Annotated in this window: 18 protein-coding genes; 6 read left to right on the top strand and 12 right to left on the bottom strand. The window is 47.6% G+C overall.

What is annotated here, in order from left to right:
* The first annotated feature begins 39 nt into the window (after positions 1–39).
* Together GVY43_RS14750 and GVY43_RS14745 are read left to right on the top strand one after the other, a co-directional pair.
* A complete protein-coding gene (locus GVY43_RS14750) occupies positions 40–1,272 on the top strand; it encodes an MFS transporter (RefSeq protein WP_159563591.1) in 1,233 nt (410 codons plus the stop codon).
* A gap of 53 nt (positions 1,273–1,325) precedes the next feature.
* Entirely contained in the window at positions 1,326–1,721 is a 396-nt protein-coding gene (locus GVY43_RS14745; RefSeq protein WP_143180258.1) for a thiol-disulfide oxidoreductase DCC family protein, read from the top strand.
* Between the two features lie 34 nt (positions 1,722–1,755).
* On the opposite strand, the gene GVY43_RS14740 is transcribed toward GVY43_RS14745, so the two are convergent.
* The 4 genes from GVY43_RS14740 to mutY form a co-directional block, all read right to left on the bottom strand.
* Complete coding sequence (locus tag GVY43_RS14740) at positions 1,756–3,504, bottom strand: ABC transporter ATP-binding protein (protein WP_159563590.1); 1,749 nt, start codon at positions 3,502–3,504, stop codon at positions 1,756–1,758.
* A gap of 39 nt (positions 3,505–3,543) precedes the next feature.
* A complete protein-coding gene (locus GVY43_RS14735; RefSeq protein WP_015880896.1) occupies positions 3,544–4,086 on the bottom strand; it encodes a DUF402 domain-containing protein in 543 nt (180 codons plus the stop codon).
* 89 nt (positions 4,087–4,175) lie between these two features.
* Positions 4,176–4,601 (bottom strand): hypothetical protein, encoded by a 426-nt coding sequence (locus tag GVY43_RS14730; protein WP_159563589.1) that lies wholly within the window; start codon positions 4,599–4,601, stop codon positions 4,176–4,178.
* Positions 4,588–5,622 carry an A/G-specific adenine glycosylase gene (gene mutY / locus GVY43_RS14725; RefSeq protein WP_159563588.1) on the bottom strand — a complete coding sequence of 345 codons (1,035 nt, stop codon included), beginning with the start codon at positions 5,620–5,622 and terminating at the stop codon, positions 4,588–4,590. The genes GVY43_RS14730 and mutY overlap by 14 nt, the downstream gene beginning before the upstream one ends.
* Before the next feature lie 88 nt (positions 5,623–5,710).
* Between mutY and GVY43_RS14720 the strand changes: the two genes are divergently transcribed.
* Positions 5,711–6,694: a metal-dependent hydrolase gene (locus GVY43_RS14720; protein ID WP_015880893.1), complete on the top strand. Its 984-nt coding sequence runs from the start codon at positions 5,711–5,713 to the stop codon at positions 6,692–6,694.
* 26 nt (positions 6,695–6,720) lie between these two features.
* On the opposite strand, the gene GVY43_RS14715 is transcribed toward GVY43_RS14720, so the two are convergent.
* Positions 6,721–7,254, bottom strand: coding sequence for a YceI family protein (locus tag GVY43_RS14715; RefSeq protein WP_159563587.1), 534 nt, complete (start codon positions 7,252–7,254; stop codon positions 6,721–6,723).
* A gap of 220 nt (positions 7,255–7,474) precedes the next feature.
* Between GVY43_RS14715 and adh the strand changes: the two genes are divergently transcribed.
* The 3 genes from adh to GVY43_RS14700 all read left to right on the top strand — a co-directional run bounded on the left by adh (position 7,475) and on the right by GVY43_RS14700 (position 10,204).
* Positions 7,475–8,995 carry an aldehyde dehydrogenase gene (adh, locus tag GVY43_RS14710; protein WP_159563586.1) on the top strand — a complete coding sequence of 507 codons (1,521 nt, stop codon included), beginning with the start codon at positions 7,475–7,477 and terminating at the stop codon, positions 8,993–8,995.
* A gap of 1 nt (position 8,996) precedes the next feature.
* Positions 8,997–9,359, top strand: a complete 363-nt coding sequence (locus tag GVY43_RS14705) for a DUF779 domain-containing protein (RefSeq protein ID WP_015880890.1) — start codon at positions 8,997–8,999, stop codon at positions 9,357–9,359.
* 119 nt (positions 9,360–9,478) lie between these two features.
* Positions 9,479–10,204, top strand: coding sequence for a nuclease-related domain-containing protein (locus GVY43_RS14700; RefSeq protein WP_159563585.1), 726 nt, complete (start codon positions 9,479–9,481; stop codon positions 10,202–10,204).
* A 41-nt stretch (positions 10,205–10,245) separates the two neighbouring features.
* Here GVY43_RS14700 and GVY43_RS14695 read toward each other — a convergent pair whose 3' ends face one another.
* The 7 genes from GVY43_RS14695 to GVY43_RS14665 all read right to left on the bottom strand — a co-directional run bounded on the left by GVY43_RS14695 (position 10,246) and on the right by GVY43_RS14665 (position 15,310).
* Positions 10,246–11,316 (bottom strand): PotD/PotF family extracellular solute-binding protein, encoded by a 1,071-nt coding sequence (locus tag GVY43_RS14695; protein ID WP_159563584.1) that lies wholly within the window; start codon positions 11,314–11,316, stop codon positions 10,246–10,248.
* Positions 11,313–12,107 carry an ABC transporter permease gene (locus GVY43_RS14690; RefSeq protein WP_074037704.1) on the bottom strand — a complete coding sequence of 265 codons (795 nt, stop codon included), beginning with the start codon at positions 12,105–12,107 and terminating at the stop codon, positions 11,313–11,315. The genes GVY43_RS14695 and GVY43_RS14690 overlap by 4 nt, the downstream gene beginning before the upstream one ends.
* Positions 12,104–12,925: an ABC transporter permease gene (locus GVY43_RS14685; RefSeq protein WP_015880886.1), complete on the bottom strand. Its 822-nt coding sequence runs from the start codon at positions 12,923–12,925 to the stop codon at positions 12,104–12,106. The genes GVY43_RS14690 and GVY43_RS14685 overlap by 4 nt, the downstream gene beginning before the upstream one ends.
* Positions 12,912–14,018 carry an ABC transporter ATP-binding protein gene (locus tag GVY43_RS14680; RefSeq protein WP_074037705.1) on the bottom strand — a complete coding sequence of 369 codons (1,107 nt, stop codon included), beginning with the start codon at positions 14,016–14,018 and terminating at the stop codon, positions 12,912–12,914. Before GVY43_RS14680 ends, GVY43_RS14685 begins: the two co-directional genes overlap by 14 nt.
* A 21-nt stretch (positions 14,019–14,039) precedes the next feature.
* Positions 14,040–14,579 carry a helix-turn-helix domain-containing protein gene (locus tag GVY43_RS14675; protein ID WP_159563583.1) on the bottom strand — a complete coding sequence of 180 codons (540 nt, stop codon included), beginning with the start codon at positions 14,577–14,579 and terminating at the stop codon, positions 14,040–14,042.
* 150 nt (positions 14,580–14,729) lie between these two features.
* Positions 14,730–14,999, bottom strand: coding sequence for a YfhJ family protein (locus tag GVY43_RS14670; protein ID WP_015880883.1), 270 nt, complete (start codon positions 14,997–14,999; stop codon positions 14,730–14,732).
* Positions 14,996–15,310 (bottom strand): YfhH family protein, encoded by a 315-nt coding sequence (locus GVY43_RS14665; protein WP_015880882.1) that lies wholly within the window; start codon positions 15,308–15,310, stop codon positions 14,996–14,998. The genes GVY43_RS14670 and GVY43_RS14665 overlap by 4 nt, the downstream gene beginning before the upstream one ends.
* Between the last annotated feature and the right edge of the window lie 52 nt (positions 15,311–15,362).

Raw genomic sequence — 15,362 nt, 5'->3', positions numbered from 1 at the left:
CGTCCCCCATTACAGTAGAACCAAGGAGGTGCTCACCATATGAAATTTAAAGATTTTCCATTAAATGTCCGTTTGCGACTCGTTTGCGGATTTTGTATTCGAATCGTCGGATCAGCCATTTTCCCATTCATGGCACTCTATTTCTCAGAAGAGTTGGGGAAAGTCCCCGCTGGAATCATCATGACCTCATTCGTTATCGTCGGTTACTTGACCGGTCTATTCGGTGGGTACTTTTCCGATCGGTTCAATCGGAAGGTTGTCTTACAAATTGGCCAGGTGATTCAAATCATCTGTTTTCTTGGGATGACCATCGCCATTCACCCATCGAATAACTGGGCACTCGTCGTCGCCATCCTCTACTTCGGACATGCCGTTTCGAACGGATTGAACTATCCGGCACTTGAGGCAATCGTCATCGACTCCATGGAAGAATCGAATCGAAAAGCCATCTACGTGTATGACTACTGGCTCGTCAACTTGGCTATCGCCGGAGGCGTCATGCTCGGCGGCGCCTTCTATCGCGACCATCGTTTCGCCCTCTTCATTGGTATGACGGTCATTCTCACTGTGACCACCATCGTCCTTCAACGCTATTTGGTCGACACATACACCGGCAATCGTTCAACACCGTCAAATCCGATTCATGGTGTCATCGAAAACTATAAAATCGCGTTACGCGACCGCCGATGGATCACATTCGTATTTGGAAGTATGCTCGTCTTTTCGACCGAGTTTCATATGGCGAACTATATCGGTGTCCATTTAGCAGAGTCATTCGAAAGTCGTCAAATTCTCGGGATACCTTTTGATGGGGTTCGCATGATGGCGTTTATGCAACTAGAGAACACCTTGCTCGTCGTCGCCATCACGTTTGCGGTCACCGCTTTCGTCAAACGTTTCAAAGAGAAGACCATATTCTTCATTGGCTTATCGTTATATATCACAGCATACGCCGCCATTACCTCGATGAACTCCTTTATCGTCCTGGCCACACTCGCAATCATCTTCACAATCGGCGAACTCCTCTACTCTCCGATTCGGCAAGTGAAACAGGTTGACCTCCTCAATCCTGAACGTCGGGCTTCCTACCTCGCGTTCGGCGGGCTCACATTCCATGGAGCCAAGTTGGTTGCTGCGGCAGGAATTGTCGTCGGCGCGTTCATCGGTCCGGTCTTGATGAGCGGTTACATGTTTGTCTTCGGTGCCCTCGGTGCTTACTTGTATTATGTATCGCTCTACAAGATGCAACCTGCTCGCCAACTCGCTGCTTGACGTTTAACATGAAGACAAAACGGTAAAACAGTACGATGAAGGAGGCGAAGTACTTGCCTGCGATTGTTTTATTTGATGGCGATTGCAACTTCTGTGATGCCAGTGTTCAGTTCATCATTCGTCATGATCGACACGCCTCGATTCACTTTGCTTCGCTCCAAAGCGAGGTCGGTCAGTCGCTCCGAGCACGACACCGGATCCCGGAATCAGTCGACAGCATCGTCTATATTGAGGAAGGGGTTCCTTACTTAAAATCAGACGCTGCGATTCGAATTGCCGAACACCTTGATGGCCGTTGGCGCCTGCTTCGACTCATTCGTTTCATACCTAGACCGATTCGTGATCATGGATATACGTTGTTCGCCAAATATCGGACACGTCTATTTGGAAAGAAGGAAGTGTGCACACTCCCTTCACCAGATGTTCGTAAACGATTTTTAGACCGCTAAAAAAGTCGAGCCCATAGGGACTCGACTTTTTTCATTATTCAACTACAGCTAAATCTTGAATCATATACAGGTCGTAATACGCCCCGCGACGACGCATCAGCTCTTCATGCGTACCCGTCTCCATGATTTGACCGTTATCCACGACGACGATTTGATCGGCGTCCGTAATGGTCGACAAACGGTGGGCAACGATTAACGTCGTCCGCCCTTTCGTCAGACGGGCCAACGAGTCTTGAATCATCGCTTCACTTTCTAAATCAAGCGCACTCGTCGCCTCGTCTAAAATCAAGATTGGTGGATTCTTCAAGAAGACACGTGCAATCGCAAGCCGTTGCTTCTGTCCACCAGACAGTTTGACACCTTTCTCCCCGACCGGTGTCGCATACCCGTCCTGTAATTTCGAGATAAACTCATGGGCGTTCGCCGCCTTGGCCGCCGCGATGACTTCTTCATCCGTCGCATCCGGTTTCCCCATCCGAATATTCATCGCGACCGATTCGCTGAAGAGGACCGAATCCTGCATGACCATTCCGATTTGATCACGAAGTGCACGTAATTTGAAATCACGCACATCGACGCCGTCGATTTTGATGCTTCCATCCGTCACGTCATAGAAACGCGGAATCAAACTGACGAGTGTCGACTTCCCTCCACCGGACATTCCGACAAACGCCACTCGTTCACCAGAGCGGATTTGAAGGTTCACATCGTTCAACGCTCGTGCCCCGTCCTGTTCATACGAAAAGCTCACATGCTCAAGGTCGATTTTACCTGCTGTCGACAACGGGACGAACCCGTTCGATTTCTCTTCGATATCATATGTTTCATCCAAAAACTCGAAGACACGGTCCATCGATGCGACCGACTGCGTGAGTGTCGTCGCCGAGTTGACGAGACGACCGAGCGGTGCATAGAGTCGGTCGATGTACGCGATGAACGCGACGAGCGTCCCGAGCGATACCGCTTCTTGAATGACGAGCCACGATGCCGTCGTGAAGATGAGGATTGGCGCGATGTCGGTGATGGTCGATACGACGACATACGTCTTTGCGTTCCAACTCGTATGTTTGAGTGCCGCGTTCAGGAAACCACCATTCTGTTGTTCAAATGCCTTATTCTCATATGGCTCTAGCGCAAAACTCCGAATGACCGCCATCCCGTTGACGCGCTCTGTCAAATGCCCTTGTAAATCAGCGAGTGCCGCCGACCGTTCACGCGTCAAACGACGCAACCGCCCATAGAAATAGCGGACTGCGATCGCATAAAACGGAAGTGGTAAAATCGCAATCAACGTGAGTTGCGGGTCAATCGTGTACATGATCCCGATGGCGATAAGGATGGTGACCATGTCGAGCCAAATATTCATCAGCCCGGTGATGACGAAGTCTTTCGTCTGTTCGACGTCATTGATGATCCGTGAAATGATTTGTCCCGTCTTATTGTTTGAATAATAGCGGAGTGACAACTTTTGGACGTGGTCGAATAACCGGTTCCGCACATCGAACAAGACACGCGTTGCGGCCCACTGCGCCAAATATTGACGCAAGTATTCGATCGGTGGCTTGAGGACCAAGAAGACGAAGAAAACGATGCTGAACAACCAGACGAGCGTCGTGTAGTCCTGCCTCGGCGCGTCGTCCGTCAAATAGTTATCGATGACATATCTATAAAGTAACGGTAATCCGAGCGGGATGGAAAACTTCAAAATCCCGACGAAAATGGTAAGGGCAATTTGTTTCTTATACGGACGAACAAACTGCAAATAACGTTTAATACTACCCATAATGCCTCCTGACTTAAGAAAAAAAGCGGAGATGAGGAATCATCTCCGGTAACGTGCTTCGTATTCGCGATACCATTCATCGACGAATGTTGGGTTGAACGGCCCTTTCCGTCCTCGAATCCAGTTGATCAGTTCTTGCACGTTCTGCTTCAAGATTCGATCAATCGCTTTCGGATAATTCATCTCGCGACGATGCCGCTCATATTCATCTTCATCTAAAATCGTGTACGACATATCCGGGAACACCTTGATGTCCAAATCGTAATCGATATATTTGATGGCACGTTCATCCCCATCAAATGTAGTCGGCGAACCTAGATTACAGTAGTAGTAAATCCCGTCTTCGCGAATCATACAGATGACATTGAACCAATACTCAGATGAAAAGTAGCAAATTGCCGGCTCTCGCGTTCTCCATTGCCGACCGTCTGACTCGCTGACCATGATGCGATCATTGAATCCGATCATATCCGTTTTTGACGACTGAAGGACGAGCGTTTCTTCCCAAACGCGATGCAAAGTTCCGTTGTGCTTGTAGCTCTGTATCTCGATTTTGCTACCTGCTTTGGGAAATAAGCTCATAAGCTCCTCCTTTCCGCTATGATGCTATACAATTCTCATATTTAATTATAGCGACTTTCAGAACCAATGAAAAAGGAAATCTCTTATTTTCATGAATTTAGTGTTTTTTGGAAGGCCCGCGCCCGTTCTTGGAACATCGGACGAAGCACGAAATACTCGACGAGTATGTTCGGGACATAGCTATCGAACGTCACTTCGTCGATCATGACCGCCTTGCCATCACGCGACTCGACCCGGTGCACATGTGTGAACCGCTTGAACGGAAACGGCAACGTCTTTCCTTGATCGCAGAATGCCTGGTTTCCCACAACGGTGATGGCACTGGTCCATGGCAGTTCCACCGGACCGACCCCAACGAACAACTTCACTTCATTCCCTTCGACCGAGGCGCCATCCCCCACTAAGCGTACTTTAGGAAACTTCGTCAGCTTCGTCAAAAGCGAGGCATCCTGTAACAAATCCCAAAGTGAATCGACCGTCGTATCATGTGTCGACTCTACATCAAATCGTCTCACGTTCGCCACCTGCCAATCGTTCTAATTTTTGTTGAGCCACAGAAACCGTCTTCACCTCACGCTCCGAAGCGTCTAGCCAGACGACGTCATCCGTCGGAAGCGTATCGACGCGATACAAATCGATATACCAAACGATATGAGAGAAGACATGTTTCACTTGCCCAAGATACGTTCCGTTAAGTTGTTCCCCCGTTCCTCGATCCATAAGCGGATATTGCCACATCCCAGCAAGCAACCCCTTATCCGCTCGTTGTTCGTAGGCAACTTTTCCATCTTTCTCGATGCACAGCGCGTCATACATTTCGATACGTGCTGCTCCCTTCTTCGTTTTGACCGGCAGCTCATCTTGTACATGATGCGCATATGCATAACATGTGTCTTGCACGGGACAGAGTGAGCACATCGGATTTTTCGGTGTACAGACCGTCGCACCCAACTCCATCACGCCCTCGTTAAAATCGGATGCGTGAGTCGGATCCATCAATCGACGAACGACTTGTTCAAAGATTTTGCGCGTCTTCGGCAAGGCGATGTCGTCATAGATCCCGAATTGACGGGACATGACGCGCATGACGTTTCCATCCACAGCCGGCTCCGGTTGATTGTACGCAATCGATAGTACGGCTCCCGTCGTATATGGTCCGACCCCTTTCAGTTTCTCGAAACGTTCCTTCTCCTCCGGGACAATCCCCTCGTAAACAGAAGCGACTTCTTTGACCGCTTCGTGTAAGTTTCGGACGCGAGAATAGTAACCGAGCCCTTCCCAATACTTTACGACCTCATCCGTGTCAGCAACTGCGAGATCTTCGAGCGTCGGAAAGCGATCCATGAACCGGTTGTAATATGGGATGACCGTATCGACTCGTGTCTGTTGCAACATCACTTCACTTACCCACACACGGTAAGGATTTTTCGCATGACGCCAAGGTAAATCACGCTTTTCGCGATTAAACCACGTGACGAGTTCCGCGTTGAAATGGTGAATATTATAATTTGTGAACATTTTATCAAGATTAAGCATTGTGTTTCCCCTCGTTTTAAAAATATTGTATGATAAATAAGAATAGATGACGTAATTCTTTCATTATTGATGGAGGTGCTGACGCACATTGGATACTGCGACACACATTGGTATGGGACTTGGTTTAAGTGCCATCGCGACGCTCAGCCCAGAAGTGTCAGGTGATGCACAACTATTTTTAGCGATGACAGCCACGGCTCTCGTCGGCTCGCACGCACCAGACTTCGACACCGTCTTTAAGTTAAAAGGAAATAGTACGTATTTACGCCAGCATCGTGGTCGTTCACATGGAATCACCGCGCTTCTCGCTTGGCCAATCATCGTCAGCGCTGTCATCGGGACGGTCCTCGGTGTCAATCCTGCCTCCCTATGGGTCATGGCACAAATCGCCGTGTTGCTTCATGTCACGGTCGACTTATTTAATGCCTACGGGACGCAAGCGCTACAACCTTTTTCGAAAAAATGGATCGGCTGGGGCGTAATCGGGACGTTTGATCCGTACTTGTTCTCCGCTTATTACGGTGCATATGCATTATGGATGATAACGGGTGCGACTGTCCCTATTTTTGCACTGCTCATTGCGCTTGTCATCAGTTACTATGCCATTCAGTTTAAATTACGTAACCGCGCGCTCGCTACCGTGGCGAGACACTTTGCAGGGGCACATGAATTGTTCATCTCTCCAGGAATCGGTTGGGATGACTGGCATGTCGCCGTCCGTTTCCGTGATGGTCTCGGAGCCGTAAAAGTAAAAAAAGGCAAAGTCATCGAATGTGGTCGCTTCCGCGACAAACCGATGCCAGGAGAAGAAGATCTCCATTTCGTAGAGGCTCGGAAAAATGCAGACTTACAGGCGTTCCTCGAGTTTTCTAAAATTCACACGTACACCGTGACACGTCATAACGGGATGATCGAATACCGCTTTACAAACTTGCGTTATTTCTCTAAAAACATGTATCCGTTCGTTGCGGTCGTCATCGTCGACGAGCAGACGAATGACGTGTTGTCATCCTTTACAGGTTGGGTGTTTAGCGAAGACAGTCTTCAGAAAAAATTGGTATACGAACAATAAAAAGTCGCTCACCTGAGCGACTTTTCTTATGCCTCCGATTCAGTGAATTGGAGCTCGAACTCGAATTTGACTTTCTTATCGACGAGAACACCGCCCGCCTCAAGCGCTTGGTTCCACGTTAATCCATAGTCCTCACGGTTGAGCGACCCTTCTCCGGAGAAGGCGTGTTTCGTGTTGCCCCATGGGTCTTTGGCGCTTCCTTCATACTCCACTTCGAACGTCTCTTCCCGAGTCGTTCCTCGAATCGTTAAATCCCCTGTCACTTCGAATTCTCCGCCCCCTTTTGAACGGAAAGAAGTTGAATGAAAGACGAGATGCGGATGTTCCTCGGCATTGAAGAAATCGCCTGAACGAAGGTGGTTATCCCGATCTGTGTTATTGGTGTCAATCGATGCTGCCTGAATCGTCACTTTCACACTCGCATTCGCTAGATCGCTCGGCTCACCGTTCGCCTTAATATCAAATTCTTCGAATTCGCCCTTCACCTTGGAAATCATCATGTGCTTGACCGTGAACGTGATCGAACTATGCGCCGGGTCAATTTGATATGTCTTAGCCATCGTGACTCACTCCTTATGGATAAATTAATGTGTACAATCTAGTCATTTCCACAAATCTTGAGTTCAAAACGTTTTTACAAAAGATTGACAAATTATTGTCGAAAAATTTTGACTTTTATCACATCATACCGTTACGATGAAAAAAGGGAGTCGTTCGCTTACTGAAAAATGTAAGCGCATACATAACTCCTCTATCTCGTATGAAAAGGGAGGAACGATCATGATTTATGAAGTACCGAACTCAGCAGGAACGAAAGTACAGTTTAAAGACCGTTATGAGAACTACATTAACGGAAAGTGGACCGCACCGGCTGGTGGAGAATACTTTGAAAACACATCTCCTGTAAATGGGAAAGTATTATGTGAAGTCGCCCGCTCAACGAAAGAGGATATTGAACTTGCTTTGGATGCCGCTCATGCAGCCAAAGAGGATTGGGGCAAAACGTCTGTCACGAAACGTTCTGTCATCTTGAATAAAATTGCAGACCGCATGGAAGAGAACCTTGAAATGCTCGCCTATGCGGAAACATGGGAAAATGGGAAGGCAGTTCGGGAAACGCTCAACGCTGACCTTCCGCTCGCCATCGACCACTTCCGTTACTTCGCAGGGGTCATCCGCTCACAAGAAGGCGGCATCAGTGAACTCGACCACGATACAGTCGCTTATCATTTCCATGAGCCACTCGGCGTCGTCGCTCAAATCATTCCATGGAACTTCCCGATTTTGATGGCGGTCTGGAAACTCGCACCGGCACTCGCTGCCGGAAACTGTGTCGTCTTAAAGCCGGCAGAACAAACACCTTCTTCAATCATGGTTCTCATGGAACTCATCGAAGATTTATTACCACCTGGTGTCATCAATATCGTGAACGGTTTCGGTCTCGAGGCAGGAAAACCACTCGCATCGAGTGACCGTGTCGATAAAGTCGCCTTCACCGGTGAGACGACGACAGGTCGCCTCATTATGCAGTACGCTTCTCAAAACATCATCCCTGTCACGCTTGAGCTCGGTGGAAAGTCACCAAATATCTTCTTTGCCGACATCATGGAAGCGGATGACGATTTCTTCGACAAAGCAATCGAAGGTCTCGTCATGTTTGCCTTGAATCAAGGGGAAGTCTGTACATGCCCATCTCGCGCCTTGATTCAAGAGTCGATTTATGACAAGTTCATGGAACGCGTGCTAGAACGCGTCAAAGCAATCAAGCTCGGTAACCCACTCGATGCCGATGTCATGATGGGTGCACAAGCGTCGAACGAACAGATGGAAAAAATCCTGTCTTATCTCCAAATCGGGAAAGAAGAGGGCGCAGAGTGTCTAATCGGTGGAGAGCGCAACATGATGGACGGAGAGCTCGCGGATGGGTATTACATTCAACCGACCATCTTCAAAGGTCATAACAAGATGCGAATCTTCCAAGAAGAGATTTTCGGACCGGTCTTATCCGTGACGACATTCAAAGATGATGCGGAAGCACTCGCCATCGCGAACGATACCCTTTACGGACTCGGGGCAGGCGTGTGGACACGAGACATGAACCGTGCATACCGCTTCGGTCGTGAAATTCAAGCAGGACGTGTCTGGATCAACTGTTACCACTCCTATCCGGCACATGCTGCATTCGGTGGTTACAAAATGTCCGGAATCGGTCGTGAGAACCATAAGATGATGCTCGGTCATTATCAACGTACGAAAAACATGCTCGTCAGCTACAGCGAACAAAAACTCGGGTTCTTCTAAGATGGTGAGACGAGTCGAGGCCACCCCCGCCGCGCTCGAACTCATCGAACGTCTCAAATCAAAACACGGTCCCCTCCTCTTTCATCAGTCAGGAGGATGTTGTGACGGGAGCTCTCCCATGTGTTTCCCACGTGACGAGTTCATGGTGGGCGACCACGATGTTCTTCTCGGTGAAATCGGCGAGACGCCATTTTATATCCATGAGAAACAATATGATTATTGGAAACATACACAACTGATCATCGATGTGGTCGATGGTCGAGGTGGTATGTTTTCCCTTGAAGGTGTCGAAGGGAAACGATTTTTAGGACGTTCTCGAGTCTTTACAGAAGAAGAGCGTGAGGCGCTGAAGCATGAAACCTAAGCAAAAGGACCCATTTCGATGGGTCCTTTATGATGTAAAAAACGATTATCCTCGATTGTAAAAAATATACATATGAATCATCTCGCTTCTTGTATAGTGGATACAAAGGGAGGGATTTGATGGCTTCACTACTAACAGAATTGTTCGAAGGTATTTTCGTCACCTTGATTAGCATATTCGCACCCATATTTCTCGTCCTCACACTCATCATCATCTATAAGGTCAAGCGTTATAAAAACAGTCAATATTCTCAACAAACTCGACATTCTTACTTCAAAGTGGTTCAAGACACCGGTCTATTCGGAGAGTACCTATGTGTGGCGGAGATTGAGTCAAAGTTCTTTCAACCGTTGATTCTGACAAACCTGTATCTCCCCCATCCTTCTAAAAAAGATCGAACCACTGAGATCGATGTCATTTTAATCAACCAATCCGGGGTACATGTCATCGAGTCCAAAAACTATAGCGGTTGGATATTCGGTCGGGCACGTGACCAATACTGGACGCAGACACTCCCCCGCCGTAAAAAACACCGCTTCTTCAATCCAATCAAGCAAAATGAATTGCATCTCAAAGCCATCGAGCAAGTGCTTGGAGTGGACCGAACCCATCTCCACTCATGGATTGTGTTCAGCAATCGTTCGACGCTCAAACAAATCGAATCTGCCGAGGTCCCTGTGCTCAATCGCCAACAGTGGATCAAAGAGCTGATCACCTACCAAAACTTTGTTTTCGATCTCGATGAGCAAGTCCGACTATACGAAATCTTACACTCCTTCACACAAGTCGACACGACTGTCGCTTTGAAACATATCGAAGACATCAAGTCGACGATCAAGCAGTAAACAAACATCCCCGTACTCATGATGAGCGCGGGGATGTTTCGTCATTTACTCTGCATTTTAAAGCGTAAATACAATTCGTTATAGTAAGCGTTCATGCGCTTCCCTAGGTTTTCATACACTTCAAGGTCCTGCGTCACTTCACGAGACGGGTAGAACCGTTCATCCGATGTGACTTCTTCATCCAAGAATTCGAGAGCCGCTTCGTTCGGTGTCGAGTATCCGACATAATCCGTGTTACGTGCCGCAATCTCAGCATCTAACATAAAGTCGATGAACTGATGTGCCCCGTCCACGTTTTGTGCCGTACTTGGGATGACGAGGTTATCAAACCAGAGATTCGTGCCTTCTTCCGGAATGACATACGTCAGTTCTTCGTTCTCATACATGATTTCCGACGCATCTCCGGACCAGACGACGGCTGCCGCTGCCTCACGGTTCGCCATCAGCATTTTGATTTCGTCTCCGACGATGGCTTTGATGTTCGGCCAAAGCGTTTCCAACTTTTGCTCCGCCTCAATCAACTCATCTTTATTCGTCGTATTGAGGGAGTAACCAAGCGAGTTCAGGCCGAAGCCCATCACTTCACGTGTCCCGTCCGCAAGGAGAATGTCGTTCTCGAGCGGCATTTCCCACAGGTCGTTCCATGAAGTGATCTCACCATCGACTAGTTCAGGATTGTAGACGATCCCGACCGTGCCCCAGAAATAAGGAACCGAGTACTTGTTACCCGGGTCGAATGATTTATCGAGGAAGCGCGGATCGATATTATCAAAGTTTTCGAGTTTATCGTAATCGATTGGGAGAAGAAGATTCTCCTCTCTCATCTTACTGATCGCATAATCGGATGGAACGGCGACATCAAAGGCCGTCCCGCCTTGCTCAATTTTCGTGAGCATCGCTTCGTTCGAGTCGAACGTTTGATAAACGACCTTCAACCCGCTCTGCTCTTCGAACTCACCAATCAATTCTTCATCGATATAGTCTCCCCAGTTGTAGACGACCAGTGTGTTGTCGCCGCCGAATCCTTGCGCAGCATTCAGTTGCTGAATCCAAAGAAGGAGACCGAAACTGACGATTAATGGGATCGCCAACATGATGACTAGTTTTTTCATCGTCTAACCTCCTTTGATCCTCGTTGCGCCAACACATAATATCCGATGACAAGGATGAGCGTGAAGACGAATAGAATCGCAGACAACGCATTGATTTCAAGCGAGATGCCTTGACGTGCCCGCGAATAAACTTCTACGGCGAGCGTCGTGAAGCCGTTCCCTGTCACAAAGAATGTAACAGCAAAATCATCTAACGAATAGGTGAGTGCCGTGAAGAAACCGGCAAATACCCCTGGCGTGATATATGGCAGAATGACTTTCGTCAATACATCCCACGTACTGGCACCAAGGTCACGTGACGCATCAATCAACGTCGGACTCATCTCTTGGAGTTTTGGCAACACCAAGATGACGACAATCGGAACCGAGAAAGCGATGTGCGACAAGAGGACCGAATAAAAGCCTAACTGAATCCCAAGCATCGTAAAGAGAATCAAGAAGGACGCCCCGATGATGACGTCCGGGCTAACGATCAAGACATTGTTCAATGATAAGAGGGATGTCTTCGTATACTTTTGTTTCGCCGTATAGATGGCGAGTGCCCCGATGACACCGAGCACGGTCGAAATCGTCGCCGAGAGCAGCGCGATGACGATTGTATTCAAGACGATGACGAGAAGTCTCGTGTCCGTGAAGAGCGACTTGTACCATTCGAGGGTGAACCCTTCGAAGTTACTCATCGTTCCGCCACTGTTGAACGAGTAGAAGACCAAATATAGAATTGGCGCATACAAGATGAAGAACACGGCCGCCAAGTATAGATTTGATAATTTGAATCGTTTACGTTTCATCGACGAACCGCTCCTTTCGCACCCCAGTCACGTGTGACGACCATGACAAGAACCATCGCCAAGATGAGGAAGACGGCAATCGTCGAGCCCATCCCCCAGTTTTGTGTGACAAGGAATTGTTGTTCAATCGCTGTACCGAGTGTGATGACCCGGTTCCCGGCGATGAGTCGGGTGATCATGAAGAGCGATAATGCCGGAATAAAGACGATTTGAATCCCTGACTTGACGCCGTCAAGCGTCAACGGGAAGATGACACGTCGGAATGTCGTCCAGTTCGATGCACCTAAATCACGGGATGCGTAGACGAGTGATGGCGGTAACTTCTCAATGGCGTTGTAAATCGGCAAAATCATGAACGGGATGAAGATGTATACCGAAACAAAGACGAAACTGAAATCGGTGAATAGAATCTGTTTCGTCCCAATACCGATGGCTTCTAAAAATTGATTCGTAATCCCGTACGTCCCAAAAATTCCAAGGAACGCATACGCCTTTAACAACAAGTTAATCCATGACGGCAGCAAGATGAGTAAGAGCCAAAGCTGTTTATGCTTCGTCTTCGTCAACAAGTATGCCGTCGGATACCCGACGAGTAACGAGAAGAACGTAATGAGAAACGCATACCAGAACGACGAGAGCGTCATCGACAAATACGTCGACGTGAAGAACGTCTGATAGTTTTCTAAACTCAAATTCCCATCGATATCAAAAAAGGAATAATAGACGACGAGGACGAGTGGTGCGATGACGAACAAGGCGATCCAAATCCAATAGGTCGTCAAATATACCGTCTTTGCGGTCTGATTAGTTTGATTCATGAGGGACCTCCTCGTAGGATTCGAGACGACGGTCAAATTCTTCTTCTGTTTCACCTAGTCGCATGACGTGAATCGCTTCTTCGTCAAACGTCAATCCGATTTTTGATCCGACGATTGATTTCTTCGTCGAGTGGACGAGCCATTCGTTTCCTTCTTGGTCATAACAGCAAATCTCGTAGTGGACACCTCGGAACAATTGAGAATCAACGTCGACAACAAGTTTCGCTGCATCGACCGATGTCATCTCTAAGTCTTCCGGACGAATGATGACCTCAACTTTTTCATTGCGATCAAATCCTTGGTCGACACAGTCAAACGTTTTACCAGCAAACGTGACGACATTGTCTTCCGGCATGACACCCGGCACGATATTGGATTCACCGATAAAGTCTGCAACGAAACGGTTGATCGGTTCATCATAAATATCAGTCGGTGTCCCACTCTGAACAATTTTCCCGTTGTTCATGACGAAAATCTCATCCGACATGGCGAGCGCCTCTTCTTGGTCGTGTGTGACGAAAATAAAGGTAATGCCAAGACGTTGCTGTAACTCACGAAGTTCATATTGCATCTCCGTACGAAGTTTCAAGTCTAAGGCAGAGAGCGGTTCATCAAGGAGAATGACCTCCGGCTCATTTACGATTGCGCGGGCGATGGCGACACGTTGGCGCTGTCCACCTGACATCTCATCGATTTCGCGCGAGCCGTATCCTTCTAAGTTAACAAACTTGAGAGCCTGCTCCACTTTCGCTTTCACATCTGCTTCTTTCAATTTTTTAATCCGGAGACCGAATGCCACATTCTCAAATACGTTTAAATGAGGAAACAGCGCATAATCTTGGAACACGGTATTCACTTGTCGTTTATTAGCCGGCACATCGTTGATTCGTTTCCCGCTGAAGTGAATACCTCCTTCGGTCGCATCGGTAAATCCGGCGATGAGACGCAAAATCGTCGTCTTCCCACATCCCGATGGACCGAGAAGCGTATAAAACTTCCCACGCTCAATCTCAAAACTAATATCTTCAAGGACGACTGTGTCGTCGTAACGCTTTGACACGTGGTCAAAGCGAATAATTGTCTCTGCATTCATGCTGTTTCCTCCTCTGTTGACTTATAAATATGAATGGGTCGCGACGATGAGACATTCACTCTCTCCATCGTTATCGTTGACGAGTTGATGCGAATCCGAGGCGACATAATAAAGGGTTTCCCCTGTCTTGGCAAAATATGTGTGGTTCCCTAATTTCAAGGCGATTTTACCGGACAAGATGTATACGAGCGTCTCCGAACGCGAAGGCTCATATTGTTTGAACTCTCCATGTTTGAAAAATGTGACAAGGATTGGCTCCATCTCTTTTTCATTCGATTCCGGGATGAGCCATTCTGTCCGATATTTGCGTTCTTCATCCGTATAGATGGTGCGATCGTCAACGGTGTACACCACTTTTTGATTCAAGTCTTCATCAAAAAACTCTTTCGGGGAACTCCCGAGGACATTCAATAAATCGAATAACGTTTCTAGTGAGGGAGAGCTTAAATCCCGCTCGATTTGAGAAATATAGCCTTTACTCAAATCGGTACGTTCCGCCAGCTCCTCTTGGGTCAACCCTTTTTTGATCCGGAGCCGCTTAATGTTTTGACCTACTTCCAACGACTGAACGCCTCCTTCTTGTTTAGTGAAACATGAGTTCAACTAAAGAAAGTTTATTTATACTATACTTTAAAACAAACTATTAGCGACCTTCATTATAACGAATTGTTGAAGAATTGCAATAAAAAAGTCACGCCCTAAGGACGTGACTCAGTGTAAGTTCCGTTTAGACATCAAATGCTTGAACTTTTCGTTTTTCGTTTGGAACAAATGGAGCTGTGCCCCATATGCATCGATCTGTTGAATGACGTATTGGAAAGCCTTTGCCTCTCCCGGATACGGTTCGCCCGCCTTGGCAAGTGAGGTCTCAAAATCTTCCCATAACACTTCGACCCACGTCACCGCTTCTGAATCGTTCAAGACGTCATTTTTCTCTTTTAGAATGACCGCAAGCCGTTCATATTGTTCGTTCCGGTTCATCGCTTCACCTCCGACAATTCTGAGAGCGGGATGGCCCGTTCTGTCATCTCGCCTTCAAACGTCCCCCAGCCCATGACGCCGTTGACGAATTTCAAGCGAAACGGACGGTCATTGTAATTGACGACATATGTTTCACCTGGACGAAACGATGATGGGTCAATCAAATAGCTTTCGGCAATCGCAATCCGTCGAAGGACGACTTCAATTTCGCTGACCATGCCCATCTGTTCAGCCTTTCGTTTCCGTTCATGTAATGCTTGAATCTCTTGCTCTAACTCATATTTCGATAAGTCACTTAACCGCTTTTCCACATCGTTCACCTCGATGTAAGCGTATCAGATTTTACGAAAAAAGAAAAAGACG

The sequence above is a fragment of the Exiguobacterium sp. 8H genome (assembly GCF_902506255.1).
GTDB lineage: Bacteria > Bacillota > Bacilli > Exiguobacteriales > Exiguobacteriaceae > Exiguobacterium > Exiguobacterium profundum.
Note: the sequence above shows the minus strand (reverse complement) of the source record. Positions and strands in the feature narration are given on the sequence as shown.

What these genes read in the sequence shown, in the direction of transcription:
- GVY43_RS14750 (WP_159563591.1), top strand. Translation starts at nt 40, where the DNA reads ATGAAATTTAAAGATTTTCCATTAAATGTCCGTTTGCGACTCGTTTGC.
- GVY43_RS14680 (WP_074037705.1), bottom strand. Translation starts at nt 14,018, where the DNA reads ATGAATGCAGAGACAATTATTCGCTTTGACCACGTGTCAAAGCGTTAC.
- GVY43_RS14700 (WP_159563585.1), top strand. Translation starts at nt 9,479, where the DNA reads ATGGCTTCACTACTAACAGAATTGTTCGAAGGTATTTTCGTCACCTTG.
- GVY43_RS14685 (WP_015880886.1), bottom strand. Translation starts at nt 12,925, where the DNA reads ATGAATCAAACTAATCAGACCGCAAAGACGGTATATTTGACGACCTAT.
- GVY43_RS14670 (WP_015880883.1), bottom strand. Translation starts at nt 14,999, where the DNA reads ATGAACCGGAACGAACAATATGAACGGCTTGCGGTCATTCTAAAAGAG.
- GVY43_RS14735 (WP_015880896.1), bottom strand. Translation starts at nt 4,086, where the DNA reads ATGAGCTTATTTCCCAAAGCAGGTAGCAAAATCGAGATACAGAGCTAC.
- GVY43_RS14740 (WP_159563590.1), bottom strand. Translation starts at nt 3,504, where the DNA reads ATGGGTAGTATTAAACGTTATTTGCAGTTTGTTCGTCCGTATAAGAAA.
- GVY43_RS14690 (WP_074037704.1), bottom strand. Translation starts at nt 12,107, where the DNA reads ATGAAACGTAAACGATTCAAATTATCAAATCTATACTTGGCGGCCGTG.
- adh (WP_159563586.1), top strand. Translation starts at nt 7,475, where the DNA reads ATGATTTATGAAGTACCGAACTCAGCAGGAACGAAAGTACAGTTTAAA.
- GVY43_RS14715 (WP_159563587.1), bottom strand. Translation starts at nt 7,254, where the DNA reads ATGGCTAAGACATATCAAATTGACCCGGCGCATAGTTCGATCACGTTC.
- mutY (WP_159563588.1), bottom strand. Translation starts at nt 5,622, where the DNA reads ATGCTTAATCTTGATAAAATGTTCACAAATTATAATATTCACCATTTC.
- GVY43_RS14695 (WP_159563584.1), bottom strand. Translation starts at nt 11,316, where the DNA reads ATGAAAAAACTAGTCATCATGTTGGCGATCCCATTAATCGTCAGTTTC.
- GVY43_RS14705 (WP_015880890.1), top strand. Translation starts at nt 8,997, where the DNA reads ATGGTGAGACGAGTCGAGGCCACCCCCGCCGCGCTCGAACTCATCGAA.